Annotated in this window: 17 protein-coding genes; 13 read left to right on the forward strand and 4 right to left on the reverse strand. The window is 64.6% G+C overall.

Annotated features, from left to right (window positions below; translation table 11 throughout):
• The first annotated feature begins 69 nt into the window (after positions 1–69).
• The 3 genes from AB4850_RS16345 to AB4850_RS16355 all read left to right on the forward strand — a co-directional run bounded on the left by AB4850_RS16345 (position 70) and on the right by AB4850_RS16355 (position 3,368).
• Positions 70–1,101 carry an aspartate carbamoyltransferase catalytic subunit gene (locus AB4850_RS16345; RefSeq protein ID WP_414444080.1) on the forward strand — a complete coding sequence of 344 codons (1,032 nt, stop codon included), beginning with the start codon at positions 70–72 and terminating at the stop codon, positions 1,099–1,101.
• An 88-nt stretch (positions 1,102–1,189) separates the two neighbouring features.
• Complete coding sequence (locus tag AB4850_RS16350; RefSeq protein WP_414444081.1) at positions 1,190–2,467, forward strand: dihydroorotase; 1,278 nt, start codon at positions 1,190–1,192, stop codon at positions 2,465–2,467.
• Positions 2,468–2,480: 13 nt separating this feature from the next.
• Positions 2,481–3,368, forward strand: coding sequence for a lysophospholipid acyltransferase family protein (locus tag AB4850_RS16355; protein ID WP_414444082.1), 888 nt, complete (start codon positions 2,481–2,483; stop codon positions 3,366–3,368).
• A gap of 104 nt (positions 3,369–3,472) precedes the next feature.
• Here AB4850_RS16355 and AB4850_RS16360 read toward each other — a convergent pair whose 3' ends face one another.
• On the reverse strand, positions 3,473–4,324 hold the full coding sequence (locus tag AB4850_RS16360) for a symmetrical bis(5'-nucleosyl)-tetraphosphatase (RefSeq protein ID WP_414444083.1): 852 nt from the start codon (positions 4,322–4,324) through the stop codon (positions 3,473–3,475).
• A 371-nt stretch (positions 4,325–4,695) separates the two neighbouring features.
• On the opposite strand from AB4850_RS16360, the gene rfbB reads away from it, so the two are divergent.
• The 5 genes from rfbB to AB4850_RS16385 are packed head-to-tail and all read left to right on the forward strand — an operon-like array spanning position 4,696 to position 10,312.
• On the forward strand, positions 4,696–5,757 hold the full coding sequence (rfbB, locus tag AB4850_RS16365; protein WP_414444084.1) for a dTDP-glucose 4,6-dehydratase: 1,062 nt from the start codon (positions 4,696–4,698) through the stop codon (positions 5,755–5,757).
• A gap of 14 nt (positions 5,758–5,771) precedes the next feature.
• A complete protein-coding gene (rfbA, locus tag AB4850_RS16370; protein WP_414444085.1) occupies positions 5,772–6,665 on the forward strand; it encodes a glucose-1-phosphate thymidylyltransferase RfbA in 894 nt (297 codons plus the stop codon).
• Positions 6,650–7,201: a dTDP-4-dehydrorhamnose 3,5-epimerase gene (rfbC, locus tag AB4850_RS16375; protein ID WP_414444086.1), complete on the forward strand. Its 552-nt coding sequence runs from the start codon at positions 6,650–6,652 to the stop codon at positions 7,199–7,201. The genes rfbA and rfbC overlap by 16 nt, the downstream gene beginning before the upstream one ends.
• Entirely contained in the window at positions 7,198–8,091 is an 894-nt protein-coding gene (rfbD, locus tag AB4850_RS16380) for a dTDP-4-dehydrorhamnose reductase (protein ID WP_414444087.1), read from the forward strand. The genes rfbC and rfbD overlap by 4 nt, the downstream gene beginning before the upstream one ends.
• A 28-nt stretch (positions 8,092–8,119) precedes the next feature.
• Positions 8,120–10,312 (forward strand): glycosyltransferase, encoded by a 2,193-nt coding sequence (locus AB4850_RS16385; RefSeq protein ID WP_414444088.1) that lies wholly within the window; start codon positions 8,120–8,122, stop codon positions 10,310–10,312.
• Between the two features lie 42 nt (positions 10,313–10,354).
• Here the strand turns inward: AB4850_RS16385 and AB4850_RS16390 are convergent, their stop codons facing one another.
• Positions 10,355–11,746: an ABC transporter ATP-binding protein gene (locus AB4850_RS16390; protein ID WP_414444089.1), complete on the reverse strand. Its 1,392-nt coding sequence runs from the start codon at positions 11,744–11,746 to the stop codon at positions 10,355–10,357.
• Entirely contained in the window at positions 11,736–12,560 is an 825-nt protein-coding gene (locus AB4850_RS16395) for an ABC transporter permease (protein ID WP_414444090.1), read from the reverse strand. Before AB4850_RS16395 ends, AB4850_RS16390 begins: the two co-directional genes overlap by 11 nt.
• Positions 12,561–12,973: 413 nt before the next feature.
• On the opposite strand from AB4850_RS16395, the gene AB4850_RS16400 reads away from it, so the two are divergent.
• Both AB4850_RS16400 and AB4850_RS16405 read left to right on the forward strand, forming a co-directional pair.
• Positions 12,974–14,371: an ABC transporter ATP-binding protein gene (locus AB4850_RS16400; RefSeq protein WP_414445530.1), complete on the forward strand. Its 1,398-nt coding sequence runs from the start codon at positions 12,974–12,976 to the stop codon at positions 14,369–14,371.
• Between the two features lie 140 nt (positions 14,372–14,511).
• Entirely contained in the window at positions 14,512–19,446 is a 4,935-nt protein-coding gene (locus AB4850_RS16405; protein WP_414445531.1) for a glycoside hydrolase family 99-like domain-containing protein, read from the forward strand.
• A 55-nt stretch (positions 19,447–19,501) separates the two neighbouring features.
• Here AB4850_RS16405 and AB4850_RS16410 read toward each other — a convergent pair whose 3' ends face one another.
• A complete protein-coding gene (locus tag AB4850_RS16410) occupies positions 19,502–20,614 on the reverse strand; it encodes an acyltransferase family protein (RefSeq protein WP_414444091.1) in 1,113 nt (370 codons plus the stop codon).
• Positions 20,615–20,790: 176 nt separating this feature from the next.
• Between AB4850_RS16410 and AB4850_RS16415 the strand changes: the two genes are divergently transcribed.
• Genes AB4850_RS16415 through AB4850_RS16425 form a run of 3 tightly spaced genes read left to right on the forward strand, consistent with a single transcriptional unit; the run spans position 20,791 to position 23,641 of the window.
• Entirely contained in the window at positions 20,791–21,666 is an 876-nt protein-coding gene (locus AB4850_RS16415) for a glycosyltransferase family 2 protein (RefSeq protein ID WP_414445532.1), read from the forward strand.
• Positions 21,663–22,622, forward strand: coding sequence for a UDP-glucose 4-epimerase family protein (locus AB4850_RS16420; protein WP_414444092.1), 960 nt, complete (start codon positions 21,663–21,665; stop codon positions 22,620–22,622). Before AB4850_RS16415 ends, AB4850_RS16420 begins: the two co-directional genes overlap by 4 nt.
• Positions 22,623–22,627: 5 nt before the next feature.
• On the forward strand, positions 22,628–23,641 hold the full coding sequence (locus AB4850_RS16425) for an MraY family glycosyltransferase (protein ID WP_414444093.1): 1,014 nt from the start codon (positions 22,628–22,630) through the stop codon (positions 23,639–23,641).
• Positions 23,642–23,650 lie beyond the last annotated feature (9 nt).

Below are 23,650 nucleotides of genomic sequence, written 5' to 3' on the forward strand. Positions count from 1 at the left end.
GCCTCACCCGGCGCCCGCGCCCCAGAGCGCGCGGGCGCTGCCCAGCAACACGTTGGAATCACGCACATCATGACGAGCGACACTTCCGGCCGCACCGGCGCACCCGCCGCGGCCGCACCTGCCGAACGCTTTCGCCACGGCTTCCTGAAGGGCAACCCGCAGCTCACGAAAAACGGCGAGCTCAAGCATCTGCTGTCGATCGAGGGTTTGCCCACCTCGATCGTCACGCACATCCTCGACACGGCCGAGCGGTTCGTCAGCGTGACCGATCGCGAAGTGAAGAAGGTGCCGCTGCTGCGCGGCAAATCGGTGTTCAACCTGTTCTTCGAGAACTCGACGCGCACCCGCACCACCTTCGAGATCGCCGCGACGCGCCTGTCGGCCGACGTGCTGAACCTGAACATCAACGCCTCGTCCACCAGCAAGGGCGAATCGCTGCTCGACACGATCAACAACCTGTCGGCGATGCATGCCGATCTGTTCGTCGTGCGTCATGCATCGAGCGGCGCGCCGTACCTGATCGCCGAGCACTGCGCGCCGCACGTGCACGTGATCAATGCCGGCGACGGCCGCCATGCGCATCCGACGCAGGGCCTGCTGGACATGTACACGATCCGCCACTACAAGCGCGATTTCACGAACCTGCGCGTGGCGATCGTCGGCGACATCCTGCACTCGCGCGTGGCGCGCTCCGACATCCATGCGCTGACCACGCTCGGGGTGCCCGAGATCCGCGCGATCGGCCCGCGCACGCTGTTGCCGGGCGGCCTCGAGCAGATGGGCGTGAAGGTCTATCACAACCTCGACGAAGGCCTGAAGGGGGTGGACGTGATCATCATGCTGCGCCTGCAGAACGAGCGCATGAGCGGCGCGCTGCTGCCGTCCGCGCAGGAATATTTCAAGAGCTGGGGGCTCACGCCCGAGCGTCTCGCGCTGGCCGCGCCCGACGCCATCGTGATGCACCCGGGGCCGATGAACCGCGGCGTCGAGATCGACTCGCAGGTGGCCGACGGCCCCCAATCGGTGATTCTCAATCAGGTGACGTTCGGCATCGCGGTCCGGATGGCCGTGATGGGCATCGTCGCGGGCAACAGCGACTGACGCGGCCCGGCCGGCAGCGCCGCGCCATCGCGGCGCCGCGACGGCCGGCCTTCGCACTCAACGCATCCAACGCATTCACAGGCAGCGCATGAAGATTCATATCAAGGGCGGCACGCTGATCGATCCGGTCGCCGGCACCGAACAACAGGCCGACGTGTACGTCGCGGCCGGCAAGGTGGTCGCGATCGGCGCGGCGCCGGCCGATTTCCACGCGGCGAAAACCATCGATGCGAGCGGCAAGCTGGTCGCGCCGGGCTTCGTCGATTTGTCCGCGCGACTGCGCGAACCGGGCTACGAACACAAGGCCACGCTCGAATCGGAGATGGCCGCGGCCGTCGCCGGCGGCGTGACGAGCCTGGTCTGCCCGCCCGACACCGATCCGGTGCTCGACGAGCCGGGCCTCGTCGAGATGCTGAAGTTCCGCGCGAGCAAGCTGCATCAGGCGCATGTCTATCCGCTGGGCGCGCTGACCGTCGGCCTGAAGGGCGAGGTCATCACCGAGATGGTCGAGTTGACCGAATCGGGCTGCATCGGCTTCACGCAGGCCGATTCGCCGATTCGCGACACGCAGGTGCTGCTGCGTGCGCTGCAGTATGCGAAAACCTACGATTTCACGGTGTGGCTGCGCCCGGTCGATGCGTTCCTCGCCAAGGGCGGGGTGGCCGCCAGCGGGCCGGTCGCGTCGCGGCTCGGGCTGTCGGGCGTGCCGGTGTCGGCCGAGACGATCGCGCTGCACACGCTGTTCGAGCTGGTGCGCGTGACCGGCGCGCGCGTGCACGTCGCGCGCCTGTCGTCGGCGGCCGGCATCGAGCTGATGCGCGGGGCCAAGGCCGAAGGGTTGCCGATCACCTGCGACGTCAGCGCCAATCACCTGCATCTGATCGACATCGACATCGGCTATTTCGACGCGCAGTTCCGGCTCGATCCGCCGTTGCGCGCCGAGCGCGATCGCGCGGCGATCCGCGCCGGCGTGGCCGACGGCACGATCGACGCGATCTGCTCCGATCACACCCCGGTGGACGACGACGAAAAGCTGCTGCCGTTCGCGGAAGCCACGCCCGGTTCGACCGGCCTGGAGCTGTTGCTGTCGCTCACCGTGAAGTGGGCCAACGAGGCGAAACTGCCGCTCGCGCTCGCGCTGAACCGCATTACGGCCGGCGCGGCCGACGTGCTGCAATTGCCGGCCGGCCGCATCGCGGTGGGCGGCGTGGCCGACATCGTGGTGTTCGATCCGGCCGCGCACTGGCAGGTCGAGCCGCGCGTGCTCAAGAGCCAGGGCCACAACACGCCGTTCCTCGGCTACGAACTGCCGGCCCGCGTGCTGGCCACGATCGTGGCCGGCCAGGTGGCGTTCGAGCGTCGCTGACCGGAGCCTGCCCATGAAAGCGTTGCGCAAAGCGCGCCTGATCCTGCATCTGCTGCGCGGCATGGCGACCATCGCCTTGCTGTTCGGGCGCGTGAGCCCGGCCCGCAAGCAGGCGCTCACGCGCGACTGGACCGTGAAGATGCTGGGCTTGTGCGGCTTGCGGCTGGTGGTGCATCACGACGAGGCGCGGCTCGATTCGCGCGCGCTCGTGATCGGCAACCACGTGTCGTGGCTCGACATCTACGTGATCAACGCGTGGCGGCCGACGCCGTTCGTCTCGAAGGCCGAGGTGCGGCAATGGCCGGTGGTGGGCTGGCTCGCCGAGAAGCTCGGCACCGTGTTTCTCAAGCGCGAGAAGCGCAGCGAGGCGTTGCGGATCATGCAGGAACTGGCGCAGCGGCTGAATGGCGGCGAACTGATGTGCGTGTTTCCCGAAGGCACCACCTCGAACGGGCTCGACCTGCTGCCGTTCCACGCGAACCTGCTTCAGGCCGCGGTCGAGGCCGGGTGCCCGGTGCAGCCGGTATGCATCATGTACGAGGACGGGCAGGGGCGGCAGTCGCTGGCGCCGGCCTATACCGGCAAGATGTCGCTCGGGCGCTCGCTCGACCGGGTTCTGAGCGATCGGCCGCTGGTGGCGCATCTGTACGTGGGCAAGCCGATCGAGGCCGGCCCCGACCGGCGCGAGCTGTCGGCGCTCGCTCGGGCGTCCGTGATGGCGGCGCTGACCGAAATGCAGGCCGCTTCCGGCAAGCCGACAGCCGAGGCGCTGGCCTTGCTGGCGCAGGACGAGCTGCCGCCGGAAGGCAGCGAGGGCGCCGATACCGCGGCTGACGCGCAGGCCGCAACCGTGGTGGCCGCCGCGCCCGACGCCGAGACGGCTGCGCGACGCGACGCCTGATCGTCGCTTCGATCGGATCGATCACGGACAGCAGGCCGCGCCGGATACCGGCGCGGCCTGTGTCGTTTCAACGGGGCGCAATCTTGCACCCGTTTCTATGCCGTTCAGCGCTTGCCGACTTGGCAATGCGCGCAACCGACCTGCGTGACGCGCCGCGCGGCCGGATCGTCGGCCAGCTCGACGGCCGATAGCTGATTGCCCCACACGCAGCCCGAGTCGAGCGCGACCAGCCGCTCGCGCAGCATCAGCCCGTTCGCGGCCCAGTGACCGAACACGACGGTCGTGTCGGCGGTGCGCCGGCCCGGCACGTCGAACCACGGCAGATAACCGTCCGGCGCCGATTCCGGGCCGCCGTTGCCGCGAAACTCCATCGCGCCGTCGGGCGTGCAGAAGCGGATTCGCGTGAACGCGTTGAACGCCACGCGCAGCCGCTCCGTCTTGGTCAGCCCGTCCTTCCAGCGATTCGGCTCGTTGCCGTAGAACGTGCGCAGCGTGTCCTGCCAGTCCGGCGCACGCAGCGCGCGCTGCAATTCGTCGGCCAGTTCAAGTGCCAGCGTCACATCCCATTGCGGCAAAACGCCCGCATGCACCATCAGCTTGCCGCTGTCGTAATGCGCGAACGGCAGGTGGCGAACCCAATCGAGCAGTTCGCCGGCATCGGGCGCATCGAGGATCTCGGCGAGCGTGTCGCCCGACTTGAGCTGACGGATGCCGGCCGCGGCGGCCAACAGGTGCAGATCGTGATTGCCGAGCACGGCCACCCGCCGTTCGCCGAGCGCGATCACGGCGCGCAGCGTGGCGAGCGAGGCCGGACCGCGGTTGACGAGATCGCCGGCGAACCAGAGCGGGGTATCGGCGGCGGGCGACAGGCGGGACAGCAATTCGAGAAAGGGGGCGTGGCAGCCCTGGAGGTCGCCGAACGCGATGGGTGCGGCTGGACCGGACACGTAGGTCATTGCTTGGAAACGAGGTGACGGTTTGACGATTCTTGACTGACTTGCGACAGACGGTATCACAAGTCGGTCGGCCCCTCGACAGGTCGGAGCCGTGAGCGGAATTTGCGCAGATTCGACTTATTTTGAGATGATTCTACGAGAAAAATGCGCCCGTTTCGACGTTTGTCAAGCTGTTGCAAGTTGTTAGTGGCGTGTTTTTTGGAATGGCACAGGCCTTATAATTGCTGCCCTATGCGGTATGTGGCCTACAGCACGGCCATGAGCCAGAGAACAACAGATACTCGCGATTCACGGCGCGCATTCTGAGGGGTCGAATGCGGACTTTCCGCATTTTCGGCCAATCCAGACTCCGTTTTCGACAAGGGATTCCCATGATATTGGTGACGGGCGGTGCCGGTTTTATCGGCGCCAATTTCGTGCTCGACTGGTTCGCGCAATCGGGCGAGCCGGTGGTGAATGTCGACAAACTGACCTACGCCGGCAACCTCGGCACCCTGAAGTCGCTGCAGGACAATCCGAACCATATCTTCGCCCGCGTCGACATTTGCGACCGCGAGGCGATCGATGCGCTGCTGGCCGAGCATCGCCCGCGCGCGGTGCTGCATTTCGCGGCCGAAAGCCACGTCGACCGCTCGATCCACGGCCCGGCCGATTTCGTGCAGACCAACGTGGTCGGCACCTTCACGATGCTCGAGGCGACGCGCCAGTACTGGAACACGCTCGATGCCGAGGCGAAGGCCGCGTTCCGCTTCCTGCACGTCTCGACGGACGAGGTGTTCGGTTCGCTGTCGGCCACCGATCCGCAGTTTTCCGAAACCACGCCGTACACGCCGAACAGCCCGTACTCGGCCACCAAGGCCGGCTCCGATCACTTGGTGCGCGCCTATTTCCACACGTACGGGCTGCCGGTGCTGACCACCAACTGCTCGAACAACTACGGCCCGTATCAATTCCCCGAAAAGCTGATCCCGCTGATCATCGCCAACGCGCTGGCCGGCAAGCCGCTGCCGGTGTACGGCGACGGCCAGAACGTGCGTGACTGGCTGTACGTCGGCGATCACTGCTCGGCGATCCGCGAGGTGCTCGCGCGCGGCCTGCCCGGCGAGACGTACAACGTCGGCGGCTGGAACGAGAAGAAGAACCTCGATGTCGTGCATGTGCTGTGCGATCTGCTCGACGAGCAGAAGCCGAAGGCGAGCGGTTCTTACCGCGAGCAGATCACGTTCGTGACCGATCGCCCCGGCCACGATCGCCGCTACGCGATCGATGCGCGCAAGCTCGAACGCGAGCTCGGCTGGAAGCCGGCCGAAACCTTCGAAACCGGCATGGCGCAAACCGTGCGCTGGTATCTCGACAATCAGGCGTGGGCCGCCGAAGTGGCTTCGGGCGAGTACCGCAAGTGGGTCGAGATGAACTACGCGCAACGCGCTTGACGAGGAGCGAAGCGATGGCACGCAAGGGCATCATTCTGGCCGGCGGTTCCGGCACGCGGCTGTATCCGATCACGCACGCGGTGTCGAAGCAACTGCTGCCCGTGTACGACAAGCCGATGATCTATTACCCGCTGTCGACGCTGATGATCGCCGGCATCCGCGAGGTGCTGATCATCTCCACGCCGCAGGACACGCCGCGTTTCGAGGCGATGCTCGGCGACGGCTCGCAGTGGGGCATGAACCTGCAATACGCGGTGCAGCCGTCGCCCGATGGTCTCGCGCAGGCGTTCGTCATCGGCAAGGAATTCGTCGGCAACGATCCGTCGGCGTTGATCCTCGGCGACAACATTTTCTACGGGCACGATCTGGCGAAGCAGCTTCAGCGCGCCGATGCGCGCGACGCCGGCGCGACGGTGTTCGCCTATCACGTGCACGATCCGGAGCGTTACGGCGTGGTCGAATTCGACAAGTCGTTCCACGCGCTGTCGATCGAGGAAAAGCCGGCCAAGCCGCGCTCGAACTACGCCGTCACCGGCCTCTATTTCTACGACAACCAGGTGTGCGACATCGCCGCCGACATCAAGCCGTCGGCGCGCGGCGAGCTCGAGATCACCGACGTGAATTCGCGCTACCTGAAGGCGGGCCAGCTCGACGTCGAGATCATGGGCCGCGGCTATGCATGGCTCGACACCGGCACGCACGATTCGCTGATCGAGGCCGCCACGTTCATCGCGACGCTGCAGAAGCGTCAGGGGCTGGTGGTCGCGTGCCCGGAAGAGATCGCCTACCGGCACCGCTGGATCGACGGCGAGCAGGTGCTCAAGCTCGCGCAGCCGCTGGCGAAGAACGCGTACGGCCAATATCTGAAGAACCTTTTGACGGAACAGGTCGCATGGCAATCCAAGTAACGGCAACGGCATTGCCGGAAGTGAAGATCGTCGAACCGAAGGTGTTCGGCGACGCGCGGGGCTTTTTCTACGAGAGCTTCAACGGCCGCGAATTCGCCGACAAAGTGGATGCGGGCGCGGTGTTCGTGCAGGACAACCACTCGCGTTCGGCGCGCGGCGTGCTGCGCGGGCTGCATTATCAGATCGAGCATGCGCAGGGCAAGCTGGTGCGCGTGATCGAGGGCGAGGTGTTCGACGTGGCCGTCGATATCCGGAAGTCGTCGCCGAACTTCGGCAAGTGGGTCGGTGTATTGCTGTCGGCCGAGAACGCCCGTCAGCTGTGGGTGCCGCCGGGCTTCGCGCACGGCTTCGTCACGCTCAGCGAATCGGCGCAGTTCCTCTATAAAACGACCGATTACTGGTACCCGGAATTCGAACGCAGCATCCTGTGGAACGACCCGTCGCTCGCGATCGAGTGGCCGATCGATTTCGAGCCGCAGTTGGCGGCCAAGGATGCGGCGGGTGTGCGGCTCGAAGCGGCGGAGGTATACGCGTGAAGATCCTGCTGACGGGCCGTAACGGGCAGGTTGGATGGGAGCTGCGTCGCGCGCTTGCGCCGCTGGGCGGAGTGGTCGCCTGCGATCGCGAGGCCGCAGATCTGTCGCGGCCCGAGACGCTCGCCGCGCTGGTGGCGTCGGTGCGCCCCGACGTGATCGTCAATGCGGCGGCCTATACCGCAGTCGATCTCGCGGAAGAGCAGGAAGCGCTGGCGCTGCGGGTGAATGGCGAGGCGGCCGGCGTGCTGGCGCAAGCCGCCCGCGACGTGGGCGCGTTGTTCGTGCATTACTCGACCGATTACGTCTTCGACGGCACTGCAACCGCCCCGTACACGGAAACCGCGGCCACCCACGCCGTCAACGCATACGGCCGCACCAAGCTCGCCGGGGAACAGGCGATTGCCGACGCCGGCGGCGATTGGCTGACGTTCCGCACCACCTGGGTCTATGGCGCGCGCGGTCGCAACTTCCTGCTCACCATGCTGCGGCTTGCCGGCGAGCGTGAAACGATGCGCGTCGTCGCCGATCAGATCGGCACGCCGACCTCCGCGCGCATGATTGCGGATCTGACGGCGCATGCCGTTTCGCATGCCATGCGCGAGCGCGCGGCCGACCGTTTCGAGTCGGGCCTGTTCCACATGACGGCGGACGGGCAGACCACCTGGCACGGGTTCGCGTCGGCCATCGTCGAGGCGGCGCGAGCGGCGCGTGGCGATGCGATTCGCGTGCACACGATCGAGCCGATTCCGTCGGACGCTTATCCGACGCCGGCGCGCCGGCCTGCGTGGTCGGTGCTCGACAATACGCGTTTTGATCAGCGCTTCGGATTGCAGCGGCTGGGCTGGCAGCAGGCGCTGGCGCTGGTGATGGATGACCTCAAGGATTGCTGAAACGCGGTTTCGCGATGGGACTCGTTTTATGGAAATGCGAAACCGGCTGCTGGATGCCGCTCGTCCGCTGGTGCGGCGCGTGGGCCGCACGCTGTATCGAACCATGCCGCTCAGCCCGCGGAACAAGGCGCGGCTGACCAGTGCGGTGTTCCGGCTTGCCGGCCCCCTGTTCAAGGGCATGGTCGCTTACGAATCGTGGAAGCGACAAAGCGTGCCGATCGTGCAGGTGCTCGGCCGTGCGCCGCTCACGCAATCCGCCGATATCGATGCCGTATTGGCCGAGCTGCGCTTCGAGTCGGTCAGCGAACCGCTTGTCTCGGTGGTGATTCCTGCTTACGGGAACCTGCCGCATACCCTGGCCTGCCTGCGATCGATCGCCGAGTATTGGCCGGCGGCGCCGATCGAGGTGATCGTCGCCGAAGATGCTTCCGGCTGCGAGCAGATCGTCCGCTTGCGCGACGTGCCGGGCTTGCGCTTCATCGAACATCCGCAGAATCTGGGTTTCATCCGGTCCTGCAATCGCGCCGCCACATTCGCTCGCGGCCGGTATCTGCATTTCCTGAACAACGATACGGAAGTCACGCCGGGCTGGCTCGATTCGATGCTCGCGCTGTTCGAGCGCGATCCCCAGTGCGGCGTGGTCGGCTCCAAGCTGGTCTATCCGGACGGCCGGCTGCAGGAAGCCGGCGGCATTCTGTGGCGGGACGGGTCTGCCTGGAATTTCGGCCGCCTCGACGATCCGCACAAGAGTGCCTACAACTACGTGAAGGAAGTCGATTACGTGTCGGGGGCATCGTTGCTGGTGCCCAAGGCGCTGTTCGATTCGCTGGGCGGCTTCGACGAACGTTATGTGCCCGCCTATTGCGAAGATTCCGATCTGGCATTTCGGGTCAGGGCGGCCGGACGCAAGGTCTATTACCAACCCGAATCGACGATCGTGCATTACGAGGGCGTCTCGAACGGCACCGATACGGGTAGCGGCATCAAGGCCTATCAAGTCGCGAACCAGAAGACGTTCCGCACCGTATGGCGCGAAGAACTGGAACGCCGGCATTTCGACAACGGCTCGCGGGTCAGCGCGGCGCATGATCGCTCGGCCGAGCGTCGCACGGTGCTGATCGTCGATCGCTATGTGCCGCAGCCCGATCGCGATGCGGGCTCGCGCTCGGTGCTCTGTTGCATTCAGATCTTTCTGCAGATGGGGCTGAACGTGAAGTTCTGGCCCGACAGCGTCTGGACCGAAAGCGCCTATGTCAAACCGCTGCAACAGCTTGGCGTCGAAGTGCTGTGCGGCCCCGAATACGCCGACGGTTTCGATGTCTGGCTGCGTCATACCGATCAGGCGATCGACTACGCGTTCCTGAATCGGCCGCATGTCTCGAGCGAGTACATCGCGCCGCTGCGTCGCTCGCGGCCCGAGGCCAAGCTGCTGTTCTACGGCCACGATCTGCATTTCGCCCGGGCACAGAAAGAGTTCGAGATATCGGGCAGCGCGCAGGTGCGCAAGGAAATCGACGAGATGCGCACGCTCGAATTGCGCGTGTGGCACCAGGCCGACGTGGTCTACTACCCGTCCGGCGAGGAAACGCAGGTCGTCAATACGCTGGCGCCGGACGTGCTCGCGCGCACCTTGCCGGCCTATTTCTTCCGTACCGAAGACACATCGGTTGTGCCGGTCGGCGCGCGTGAGCGTGACTTGATCATTTTTGTCGCCGGCTTCGGCCATCCCCCGAACATCGATGCGGCCAAGTGGCTGGTGGCGGACATCCTGCCGCGCATCACGCAGGCGGTGCCGGGTGTTCGTCTGATGCTGATCGGCTCGAATCCGACAGATGAAGTGAAGGCCCTGGCCGCGGGCAACGTGACCGTGACCGGCTACGTGAGCGACGAGGAGCTGGCGCGGCTGTATGGCGAGGCGCGGGTGGCCGTGGTGCCGTTGCGCTTTGGCGCCGGCGTCAAGAACAAGGTGGTCGAGGCGCTGAATTTCGGCGTGCCGCTGGTGACGACGCCGGTTGGCCTGCAAGGCCTGGCCGGCCTCGACGGCCGCGTGCCGGCGAGCGACGACGCCGCCGTATTTGCCGCCGATGTGATCGACGTGTTGCGTGACGACGCACGGTGGCAGGGGTTGTCGGACGGCGGCCGAGACTATATCGCCCGCAACTTCTCAAGCCAGGCGATGCGCGACGTGTTCCAGTGCGATATCGACGCCAGCGTGTCGTAAGCGGTCAGCCGTCGAATGGGCGCGTCGCGCCCCATGTGCGCGTCAATGCGTCGCCGTTGATTCGACCGTCAGCGCAATCCGCTGCATGGGCAGACCGACCAGGCCGGTCGACGAGGTGGCCGCTTCCGATTTGAACACGAACGCATCGTGCCGATGGCCGAGGGTGGTTTCCGCCGTCGTGGAGGCATCGGCGACGATCACGTCGATCGCATAGTCGCCCGGCGTCAGGATCGGCATCGCAAATTCGAACTCCGCCGCGAACCGTGCGTCGTCGGCCAGCGCCAATGGTGAGTCGAGCGAACTCCAGTAGGTGTGATCGCCGAACAGCATGCGGCCGAGCTTGTCCTTGACGACGAATCCCAGTACGGCATCGGCGACCCGCCGGTGCACCGACGCCGCGATGCGCAGCGTCGCGATTTCGCCACCGCTGGTCCAGAGCAGGCGCGTGCCGTCGGCACGGGTCAGTTCGACGGTATCGACGGTCGCGCCGTGATTCGAGGCCTCGCCGGCCGGATCGAAGACGAAACCGGGCGATGCGGGGGTGTCGCGAGGGAATTGCGTGCGTTGATCGTGGCGTGTGGCGTCCGCTTCGTCGCTGTGCCTGGGAACCGGCGCGGCGACGCTCGCAATGCTGCTCTTGCCTTGCTGCGCCTCGTAAAACACCTCGAGATAGCGATTGCTGACCGCTTTCGGCTCGCCTTCCTCGATCACGCTGCCGCGGTCGATCCAGACGGCTCGTGTGCAAAGGCTGCGAATCGCCGCCGCATCGTGGCTGACGAACAGCACCGTGCCGGTTTGCATGAAGCGGCGCAGGAATCGCATGCACTTCTGGGTAAAAAAGGCATCGCCGACCGCGAGCGCTTCGTCGATCACGAGAATGTCGGCGTCCACATGCGCGATGACGGCGAACGCCAGCCGCACGAACATGCCGCTCGAGTAGGTTTTGACGGGCTCGTCGATGAAGGTGCCGATATCGGCGAACGCTTCGATCGCGGCGAACCGTTCGTCGATCTGCGCTTGCGTGAGCCCGTGCAATTGGCCGTTCATGTAGACGTTCTGACGCCCCGTGTACTCGGGATCGAAGCCCGAGCCGAGTTCCAGCAGCGCGGCGATGCGTCCGGTGGTGCGGATCGTGCCTTCGGTGGGCGCAAGCGTGCCGCAGATCATTTGCAGCAAGGTGCTCTTGCCCGAGCCGTTGCGGCCGATGATGCCGACCGTCTCGCCTCGCCCGACGCTCAAGTTGATGCCGCGCAAGGCCCAGAACGTGCGGCCGGCCGCTTCGGCGCGGCGCTGCAACCACGCCTTCAGGCGAGTACCGGGTGTGACGCGCGCCGCGAAGTGCCAGGCGAACTGGAGCAGGCGATGCGATGGCAGGGCATAAGCCTTGAAGCCCTTGCCGAGCGAGACAGCCTCGATGACCGTATCAGAGGACATCCGCGAATCCCTTGCGCGTTTTTTGAAACCACGCGAATCCGAGCCAGGCCACGACCAGGCTGATCCCGAGGTAGCCGAACCAGGTCGCCCAATCGATCGGCTTGCCCCAGATCAGCACATTGCGGCTCTGCTCGATCGGAAACGTCAACGGATTCCAGTAGACCAGGGCACGGAAGCTCGGCGGAAGCGCCGACAGCGGAAAAAATATCGGAGACAGGAACATGAGCGCCGTCACGCCGATGCCGATGGTCTGGCCGATATCGCGCAGGTACACGCCGGTCGCCGACAGCATCCAGGCGAGGCCGAGTATCAACACGCACAGCGGCACCATCACGACCGGCAGCAGCACCGCGGTGAGCGGCACGCTGCCCTGGATCAGAAACTCGGCGATCAGCAGGATCACGATGCTGATGAACGCATGGAACAGGGCCGACAACAGGCTCACGCACGGCAGGATCTCGAGCGGAAACACGATCTTCTTGACGAAGTTGGTGTTGCCGAGCACGAGCCCGGGAGCGCGATTGATGCACTCCGAGAACATGTTGAACATGATCATGCCGGCGAACAGCACGACCGCGAATTCGCCGTGCGAGCCGGAGGAGGGGCCATTTCCCCAGCGGGATTTGAATACGCCGCTGAACACGAAGGTATAGACGCTCAACATCAGCAGCGGTGTGAGCATCGACCACAGAATGCCGAGTGCGGAGCCCTTGTAACGGCCTACCGCGTCGCGTCGTGCGAGATCGCACAAGAGTCGGCGGTTCTTGACTAGCGATGCCAGTAGATACGTCGGCGAGGCGCTGAAGCTTTGCATGGATGATCGGATCGGAGCGGCTTACTGAACGAACGAAATGACGGTGACGGGGCGCTCGTTGGCGCGTCGGCCATTATCGCATGGCGGTCCCGGCGCGGCGGCCGGGACCGGCGCATATCGGAGCGGGCGGCGTGGGGAGGATGTAACGAAATGTGCCGGGCCGCACCGGTTGCGCACCGGCCGGCGGGGGGGATGTCCGCTGTCGGCGCACTTTGTCTGCCGGCTCCCGACATCGGAGCCGGGTATCGCCGCACGGCGATCGTTACGTCCGGTAACACCCGGCAACGCGGTCCATTACCGATTCAATATACTGCCCGTCGAAATGCGTGCGGTTTGATAAAATCCCTCGCTACGCTCGGACGAACCGGGTTTTTGTGGTCGCTCGCCGAGCGCGTTTTCGAGGAAGTGACGCAATGTCAAAACAGGCCGTCATTCGCGCATCAGGCGTGGCGAAGGGCTTTCGATCGTTCGACTTGCCGGCCAACCGGCTCAAGCAGGCCGCTTTCGGTGCCGCCAGCCGCGTGTTGCCGGATGGTGCGCTGCAAAATTACGCCGCGGATCGCGCCAGCGCCTATGGTCGCGTGTTCTGGGCCCTCGAGGATGTCAGCTTCGACGTTGCCCGCGGCGAAACGATCGGCATCATCGGCCGGAACGGGTCGGGCAAGAGCACGCTGCTGCAGATGGTCTGCGCCACGCTCAATCCGAGCCGCGGCTCGATCGAAACGGTCGGGCGCGTTGCCGCGTTGCTGGAACTGGGGTCCGGTTTCGATCCGGAATATTCCGGACGCGAGAACGTCTATCTGAATGCCCAGTTGCACGGCCTGAGCCGCCGTCAGATCGATGAACGTCTCGAGCAGATCATCGCGTTCGCCGATATCGGCGACTTTATCGATCAACCGGTCAAGACCTACTCGAGCGGCATGTTCGTTCGGTTGGCGTTCGCGGTGATCGCGCATGTGGACGCCGATATTCTGGTGGTGGACGAGGCGCTGGCGGTCGGCGATACCTTCTTTACGCAAAAGTGCCTGCGGTTCATGGATCAATTCCGCCAGAAGGGCACGATCCTGTTTGTCAGCCACGACACGTCGACCGTCAAGAAGCTTTGCACTCGCGTCATCTGGATCGACGGCGGCAAGGTGCGCAGCGAAGGCGATCCCGAGACGGTCTGCAATGCCTACCTCGATGCCTACTTCAATGCCGCGCCGGACGACGCCGGCACGCCGGCCGCCGTTCCGGCGCAGCGTTCCCCTGCGATCGTCGCGCCGGCTCCGGCCGGAGCCGGCGATGTGCGCCTCGGCACGATCAACCGCACGTCGAGCCGGAACGATATCGAGGTGCGTCGCTTCGATCCGCAAGCGGCATCGTTCGGCAGTGGGGCGGCGCGCCTCGTCGACGTCTGCTTCGTCGACGATCGACAACGCACGCTCTCCTGGATCGTGGGCGGCGAAGCGGTGACGATTCGCGTGAGCGCCGCGATCTTCGAGGCGGTGCGCTCGCCGATCATCGGATTCTTCTTCAACGATGCGCTGGGCCAATCACTGTTCGGCGACAACACGTTTTTGACCTATCGACATGCGCCGCAGAGTTGCGCGGCCGGCGAAACGCTCGTCGCGGATTTCTCGTTTTCCATGCCAAGACTGCCCGTCGGCGATTATTCGATCAACGTCGCGATCGCCGACGGCACACAACAAGATCACGTTCAGCTTCACTGGATCCACGACGCATTGCCGTTGCGCGTACATGCATCGAGCGTCGCGAGCTGCCTGCTCGCGGTGCCGATGCGGCGTGTCGGCATTGCAGCGGCCGAGTGAACAAGACCGACCCACACTACATGTCAAACGAACAACTGAAACCGCAGGGGCACGGGATGTCGGCCGCCGGCGAGGATACAACCATCATGTCCGAACAGAGCGACGATCTTACCTGGGACGGCGAGCGTTATATCCCCGGCATGTCGGCCCATATCGAGGTCGAGCACATGCATCGCTATCTCGTGGCGGGCAAGCTCTGCCACGGCGCGCGCGTGCTCGACATCGCATGCGGCGAGGGCTACGGGTCGTTTGCCTTGTCCCGCACGGCGGCGTCGGTGATCGGTGTCGATATCAGCGACGAGGCGGTTCAGCATGCCCGAGCGGCCTATAGCGGCCGGGCGAGCAACCTGCAGTTCATCGCCGGCTCGGCCGCCGCCATTCCGCTGGGCGACGCCAGCGTCGACATGGTGGTGAGCTTCGAGACGATCGAGCACCACGACCAACACGAGGCGATGATTCGCGAGATCAAGCGCGTGTTGCGTCCCGGCGGGATCGTGGTGATCTCCAGTCCCAACAAGCATGAATATTCCGATGTCACGGGCTATTCGAATCCGTGGCACGTCAAGGAACTGTATCTCGACGAATTCGAGGCCTTGCTGCGCAGCCGGTTCGCAAAGGTCGACCTGTACGGCCAGCGTGTCGTGACCGGTTCGATGCTGGCGGCCCTCGAACCGCGCGCCGCCGCGCTGCGGAGCTGGCGGCAGGGCGACGAGGATGGCAGCGAAGGGCAGGTCGGCGTGGCGCGGCCGCTCTACTTCGTCGCGCTTGCTTCGGATGGCGAGCTGCCGGTGCTCGACGCAACCGTCTATGAAATTGACGAAACTCAAATTGGTGCGTCGGCCAAGCAAGGGGACCGGATTGAATGCAAGGCATACTGGGAAGTTGACGCTGGAAGCGGCTGGTCGGAGCAACACGCCATGGGTTGCTATGTCGCCGCCGGCGCCGAACCGCGTACCGCTCGTCTCGAGCTGCGCGAACCTGCCGCCGCGCTGAAAATCACCAAGCTGCGCTTCGATCCGAGCGATCGCCCTGGCGTCGTGGAGCTTCATGCGATCGATGTGTGCGATGCCGAGGGGCGCGTTGTCTGGTCGCTGCACACGCAGGCCGATGCCGCCATCGAAGTGTTCGGCGCCTACCGGCTCGGCAAGGGCTGGCCGATCGAACTGATCGTCGCCGGCAACGATCCCTGGTTCGAGCTGCCTGTGCCGGATACCGTACTGAGTCAGGTGCAGAACGGCTGGATGCTTTCTGTCCGCCTGTCGGTCCGGGCGGAGATCGATTCGATCGCCGCGATCGCGATCGAGTCCAGGCAGCAGCTCACGGATCTATCGACCCGCCTCATCGAGGCTGCCGGCTTGGCAGATCGTCAGGTGCGTCTTGCCGATTCTCCGGTTTCACGCCGCGCTGGTCAAAATGAGGCGCAATCGTCGGCGGCACGCCACAAGGAGAACTTTGATGAAGCGATACGCTTATCGCTTGCACGCTTCGAAGCAGCGCTGCAGGAAAAAGGCGACAGCTTGGCTAGAGCACATCGTCAACTCAACGACAAGACGGATCGTCTTTTCACCCTCGAGCGCGAGCGGGAGCGCGTCACGAGCGAGCACAATCGCGTCGTGGCCGAACTGGATCGCCGCAATGAACTGGAGCACCAGGGCGAGCGGATTCACGCGCTCGATGCCGAGATTCGCGAGATCCGATCGAGCACTTCGTGGCGTGTCACGAGCGGGTTGCGCTTTATGAAACGAGTCGCTCAAGGTGGTGAGGCGCGTGCCACGTCGCTGCGCGCGGCCGTGAAGATCATTTACCGCAAGATGCCGCTGCCGGCGTCGCTCAAGCGCAAGATCAAGGGCGGCTTGTTCCGGCTGTTTCCGCGCGTGTTCGCCAATACGCGTGCCTATCAGGATTGGGCGGCATTGCGCCGCCGCACCGCGCATGCGAATTCCGTGAGGGCCGGCACCGTCGTTGCCACGGCGGCGCCATTCACGGTGACCGCGGTGGTGCCGTCGTCCGACTATCAGGCACTGCCGCCGAGCGCGCCGCATCACGTGCCGGTGCGGGCGATTGCGTTCTATCTGCCGCAGTTTCACCCGTTTGCCGAAAACGACGAATGGTGGGGGCGAGGCTTTACCGAGTGGACCAACGTCACTCGCGCGGTGCCGCAGTTCGTCGGCCACTATCAGCCGCATCTGCCCGGTGAGCTGGGTTTCTACGATTTGCGTATTCCCGCCGTGCAGCAGCGGCAGGTCGAGCTGGCGAAGCTGGCCGGACTCGGAGGCTTCTGTTTCTATTTCTACTGGTTCGGCGGCAAGCGCTTGATGGAAGCGCCGATTCAGCAGTATCTCGAACATCGCGAGTTCGATCTGCCGTTCTGCCTGTGCTGGGCGAACGAGAACTGGAGCCGCCGTTGGGATGGTCTCGATCAGGAATTGCTGATTTCGCAGCATCACTCCCCCGAAGACGATCTCGCGTTCATCGAGCACGTGTCGCAATATCTGCGCGATGAACGCTATATCCGTATCGACGGCCGCCCGGTGTTGCTCGTCTATCGTCCGAACCTGTTGCCCAATGCGCGCGAAACCGTCACGCGCTGGCGTGAATGGGCGCGTGCGAACGGCCTGGGCGAACTGTATCTGGCCTACACGCAGTCGTTCGAGCGCGCCGACCCGCGCGATTACGGCTTCGATGCGGCGATCGAGTTTCCGCCCAACAACAGCCAGCCGCCCTCCAAGATCGACAGCGTGTCGCTGATCAACCCGGAGCATGCGGGCTATGTGCTCGACTGGACGCACTTCGTCGAGCGCAGCCGTGACTATCAGGATTCGCCGTATCGCTTGTTCCGTGGCGTGACGCCGTCGTGGGACAACGAGGCCCGCAAGCCGGGGCGCGGCACGGTGTTCGTCGGTTCGACCCCGAAGCTCTACGAAGAGTGGCTGGTCAACGCCGCGACCGATACGGTCGAACGTATCGAAAATCCGGACGAGCGGCTCGTATTCATCAATGCCTGGAACGAATGGGCCGAGGGCGCCCACCTCGAGCCCGATCGCCGCTACGGCTATGCCTGGCTGCACGCCACCCGCAATGCGCTGGTGCAGGCGGCGCATGGTGGCGTGGTGCGTCGCGTGCTGGTGGTGTCGCACGATGCCTATGCGCACGGTGCGCAGTTTCTCGCGCTGAACCTCGTTCGCGCGCTGGCGACCCAGTTCAATATCGAAGTGGCAACCGTGCTGCTCGGCGAAGGGCCGCTGAAGGCCGAATTCGAGCGTTGGAGCGTGGTGCACGATCTGACGGGTGTCGATCCGGCCGGCCACGACGCGAGCGAATTCGTGAAGACGCTGGCGCAGCAGGGGTTCAAGTCGGCGATCTGCAATACCACGGTATCGGGGCGCTTCGTCGGCACGTTGTCGCGCCAGGGTATCGAATGCATCTCGCTGATTCACGAACTGGACGGCATGCTCAAGAAGTACAAGCTCGAGCAGCATGCCGCCGAGATCGCCGAGCATGCCAAGGCCGTCGTGTTTCCGGCGAAGATGGTCAAGGAATCGTTCGTGCGTTTCAGCGGCCTTGACGAGCGGAAGGCGCGGCTGCGCCCCCAAGGTCTCTACAAGCGCAATCGCATGGGCGGCGATATCGATCGGGCGCGTACGATGTTGCGCGAGCAACTGAAGCTGCCCGCTCACGCAAAGGTTGTGCTGGGCGTCGGATACGGCGATCTGCGCAAGGGCACCGACCTGTTCGCGCGGGCGGCCGCGCCGTTTGTCGAGCGCGACGATGTGCATTTCGTCTGGTTGGGGCATTGGGACAACGAGGCCAAGGAGAAGGTCGACGCCATCGTCGAGAAGCAGGGCATGACGAGCCGTTTCCACTTCCCCGGCCTGCTGTTCGATACCGATCAGTTTTATGCGGGTGCCGATGTGCTGGCGTTGACGTCGCGCGAGGATCCGTTCCCGTCCGTGGTGCTCGAGTCGCTCGAAGTCGGCGTGCCTGTGGTGGCGTTCGAAGGGGCGAGCGGTTCGGCCGAATTGCTGAAGCTGGGCTGCGGCATCGTGGTGCCGTTCGAGGATGTCGGTGCATTCGCCAAGGCGGTCGGCGAGTTGCTGGACGATCCGCAGCGCGCCGGCGAGCTCGGTGTCGAAGGCATGCGTCTCGTCACCGAGGATTACTCCTTCCGCTCCTACGTGTTCGATCTGCTCGATCTGCTTGGCTGCGGCTTCAAGCGCGTTTCGGTGGTCGTGCCGAACTACAACTACGAGCGCTATATCGGTGAGCGGCTCGACTCGATCCTGAAGCAGGACTACCCGATTTACGAACTGATCGTCCTGGACGACAACTCATCGGATGGCAGCGAGCGCGTGATTCGCCAACAACTGGCCGACCAGCACATCGACAATCGCGTCGTCGTGAACCACGTCAATTCCGGGTCGGTGTTTGCCCAGTGGAAGCGTGGTGTCGAACTGGCGCGCGGCGATTACGTGTGGATCGCCGAAGCCGACGACCTGTCGGACCCGGAGTTCCTGTCGACGGTGATCGAAGGGTTCGACGACGCGCGCACGGTCATGAGCTACTCCGAATCGAAGCAAATGTCGGAGACGGGCGAGATCGTATGCGATCACTATCGCGATTACGTCGCCGACATTTCCGAAGACAAGTGGACGCGTGCTTATGTGGGCGCCGGTTCGGATGAAATTGCGCGTGCGCTGGCCGTCAAGAACACGATTCCGAATGTCAGCGCGGTCGTGTTCAAGCGGCAGGTCTTGAACGATGTGCTTTCCCGACATTTCGACGAGGTCCGCGCGTTCCGCGTGGCAGGCGACTGGATGGTGTATCTGCGCGTGCTCGATCGAGGCCTGATCGCGTTCGTTCCGGATGCGTTGAACCTGCATCGCCGGCATGGCGGCAGCGTGACGATCGGTGGCAAGGCCGAGGCGCTGGTCAAGGAGATTCGCCACATCCAGATGTGGGTGCGTGCCAACCACACGATCGATGCGTCGGTCGTGGAGGCGGCAGACCGCTACGCTCGTGAGCTGTGTGCGCAGTTCGGCCTCGACGAGCGCTTGCTCGATCAACCGATGCAGTAAGGGAAGGAGACGATGGCGGCGCGTTGCGCCGCCATCGTCTTTTTGACAGGAAGTGTCAGGCGGAGCGGTTGGCTGCCCGTTGCTGCCGAAGCCGGCGAATCAGCGATTTGCCGAGTTGGTTGCCGGGGGTCTCGACGAACCGGTAGGTGACGGACGAGATCATGGTGACGATACCGAGGCCGAGCGCCACCGACAGGCCATAGGCCAGCGTCACATAGTGAACGTGAGCGTAGATCACGGCGAACACTTTCCCGAGCACGGCCAGCGTTGCCGCGTGGCTCAGATAAACCGAGTAGCTGATCTTGCCGTAGAAGCGCGTGAACGGATTGACTAGCAGCCGAGGCGGGCGGATCGACAGGCCGATCAGCAATGCGCCGTAGATGACGGCCTCCACGGTCAGTCCATCGAATTGCCCGATTTGCACGAAGCCGTAGGCCACGCCGATCAGCAGCGCGATTGCGCTGGCTGTCAGCAGTTCACCCACGCCGGTTCGCCGCGCACGTTCGATGTCGATCAGACGATAGATGCGATACGCCACCATGCCGAGCGTGAAGGTCGGCAGGTGATGCAGCAGGCTCAGGTTGTAGTAGCCCGCCGCCACGGCCGGATCGGCCACCAGTTTCGTCAGGGCAAGTTGCCACAGGCTGCGAAGCAGCAGGGCAGCGACGAAGCAGGCGATCGCACGGCCGAGGTTGTTCGCGTACTTGAAGATCGCAGGGAAGAACACATAGAACAGCATTTCGACGCCGAGCGTCCAACTGGCCCAGACAAATCCCTGCTCGTGGCCGGGGCTCAGGTTGAGCACGAAAAACAGGCTGCGCAGGATCTCGGCGGGCGAGTGGATGGCATCGAAGATCAGCTTGTCGCGGATACAGTAGAGCACCATCCACACGTAAAATAGCGGCGCGATCCGAAAGAAGCGGCGCAGATAGTAGTTGAGCAGCGGAGTCGATTCGTCCTGCTTGCGCATGTCCATCGACAGGCACAGCGTGAATGCGCTGACCACGAAGAACAGCGTGACGCCCGAGCCGCCGAGCTCCGTGAACGGCGCGAGCCATTGTGGCGGCACGGCATGCGGCGTGGTGATCGGTGTCAGGTGGTAAAGCAGAACATAGAGCGCGGCAAGACCACGCAAGGAATCGATAAATCCAAGCTTGGGGGGATGCATCTTCGGGTCCGGCGGATGAGCGTCGGGCATCATAGCATCCTGACAGAAGGCTTCTCGGCCAAGGAAGGGCGTCCGCGCGATCGCCGAGTGCATCGCCGTACCGAGGCCGAATCCGCCGTGTCGTCGCGCAGCGCCCCGAGTCGTTCGACGTAACGATGTCCCCACCATTACTCAACATGCACGAACACGTGGCATCCGAATCCGTTCCGCTTGCGTCATCCCCGATACCGTCTTCCGACGCCGATCGTCTGTCGGTGTCGATCGTTGTCTACCACCCCGAACCGGCGGTGATCGCGCGGACGCTGTCGAGTCTTGCCGTCGCATGCGCCGCATGGCGGGCGCAGCGCGGCGGCGCGGTCGACGTCTGCCTTGTCGTCAACGGCGGCACGATTGATCTGACGGAATCGATTGCCGAACTCGAGGCGGCGGGCGTCGCCTGCACCGTGATGTCGGGGCACGGCAACGTCGGCTACGGGCGCGGCCACAACCTCGCGATCGAGCCGGCGCGCAGCCGTTATCACCTGGTGCTCAATCCCGATGTGGATCTGGAGGCGGACAGCCTCGTCCGTGGCATTGCATTCCTCGATGCCCATCCCGATGCGGGCTTGCTTGCACCGCGCACGTCCGATGGCAAGGGTCGGCTCCAGTATTTGTGCCGACGCTATCCGGCCGTGCTCGACCTGTTCGTGCGCGGCTTCCTGCCTGCGTCGCTGCGTCGGCCATTTGCCGGCCGGCTGGCGCGTTATGAAATGCGCGATTGCATCAACGCGACCGACGTGACCTGGCAGCCGCCCATCGTCAGCGGCTGTTTCATGCTGTTTCGCACCGAGGTGCTCAAGCGCCTGGGCGGTTTCGACCCGCGCTATTTCCTCTATTTCGAGGATTACGATCTCAGCGTGCGCGCGAGTCGCGTGGCGCGAATCGTCTATGTGCCGGCGGTGCGCATCGCGCATCACGGCGGGGGCGCCTCGCGCAAAGGCTTCGCCCACATCCGGATGTTTGCCGCATCGGCATTCCGCTTCTATCGACGTTTCGGCTGGAAATGGCTATGAGCAGGATTCTCGTCACCGGCGCGAACGGCTTCGTGGGCCGGGCCGTATCGCGCGCGCTGCTCGCCGATGGCCATGCCGTGACCGGGCTGGTCCGGCGCACCGGGGGCTGTGTCGACGGCGTCAGCGAATGGCGCTTCGACGGCCTCGACTTCGCCGGGCTGGCCGATGCCGATTGGCCCGAGCTGGACTGCGTGATTCATCTGGCGGCACGCGTGCATGTCATGGACGACACCGCAGCCGATCCCGACGCGGCATTCCGTGCGGCCAATGTCGATGGCGCGTTGCGGGTTGCGGAGGCGGCGCGGCGTCATGGCGTTCGACGCTTCGTACTGGTCAGCAGCGTGAAGGCGATCGCCGAGAGCGACGACGGCGCGCCGCTCTCCGAAACAGCGCAGGCGAGGCCGGGCGATCCCTATGGACGTTCGAAGCACGAAGCCGAACTGGCCTTGCGAACGTTCGGTGACGAACATGGGCTGGATGTCGTCATCGTGCGCCCGCCGCTGGTGTATGGCCCGGAGGTTCGGGCGAATTTTCTGCGCATGCTCGATATCGTCTCGCGCGGCGTGCCGCTGCCGTTCGGTTCGGTCACCGCGCGACGCAGCATCGTGTACCTGGACAATCTCGCCGATGCCCTGCGGTGCTGTGCCATCGATCCGCGTGCGGCACACGGCTGTTTTCATGTCGCCGACGACGATGCGCCGTCGGTCGCCGCGTTGCTGCGCATGGTGGGGGCGGCGCTGGGTCGGCCCGCGCGACTCCTGCCGTTCCCGGAAGCCTGGCTGCGCATGCTCGGCCGGGTGTCGGGGCGCAGCGCGCAGGTCGACCGGCTGGTCGGCAGCCTGCAGCTCGATACCGCGCACGTTCGCCGGCAACTCGGCTGGCGGCCGCCGTTCACGACACGCGAGGGGCTGGCCGCCACGGCCGACTGGTATCGCACACGGATTCACGGGAACTGATCGACATGGTTTTCCAGTTTTTGAGCTCATGGGAGCTCGTGGCGATCGCGGTCGCGTCCGCCGCGGCTTCGACGCTGATCCTGCGCGTGCTGCTGGCCACGGGCTGGGCATGGCGCCTTGCGACCGATATCCCGAACGCGCGTTCGCTGCATACGCGTCCGACCCCCCGCGTGGGAGGCTGGGGCATCGTGCCGGTGGGCGTCGTGGCGATATGGCTGCTGGCGCCGCGGCTGTGGCTGGTTGCGCTCGCCGCATTGGCGCTCGCCGCGCTGTCCCAGATCGACGATCGTCGGGGCCTGCCGGCGCGCGTGCGCTTTGCGGCTCATCTGATCGCCGTGGCTATATTGCTGGCCCTTTATCCGGCCGCCGCGCCGATCTGGTTGATTCCTGTCGGATTTCTGATGGTCTGGCTGATCAACCTCTACAACTTCATGGACGGTGCCGACGGCCTGGCGGGCGGCATGGCGCTGTTCGGCTTCGGGGGTTACGCCGTGGCGGCATTCGGCGCCGCGCCCGGCTCTCTCGATCTGGCGATCGCGGCGGCGGTGGTGGCCGGCGCCGCGTTCGGCTTCCTGCTCCTGAATTTCCATCCGGCCAGGCTGTTTCTGGGCGATGCCGGATCCATCCCGCTGGGTTTCATGGCGGGCGCACTCGGTTACTGGGGATGGAATAACGGGGTTTGGCCGATCTGGTTTCCTGCGATGGTGTTCGCGCCGTTTATTGTCGATGCATCTGTAACACTTTTACGACGTTTGTTACGTGGCGAAAAGTTTTGGGAAGCGCATCGGGAGCATTATTATCAGCGCTTGATCCGTTCCGGTCTTGGTCACCGTCGAACGGCCCTCAGTTGGTACGCCGTCATGTTTGTCGGTATTGCCCTTGCACTATTCGCTTTGACCAGCAGTGTACTGGTCCAGTGGCTGTTGTTTGTCGGATGGATTGGCGTGATTGCCTCCCTGGGGTTGGCAATCGATGCGCGATGGCGACGAACACGAGATCACGCCAACAACAATTCTTGAGGTGCCCCT

The sequence above is a fragment of the Burkholderia sp. 22PA0106 genome, from assembly GCF_047497155.1.
GTDB lineage: Bacteria > Pseudomonadota > Gammaproteobacteria > Burkholderiales > Burkholderiaceae > Burkholderia.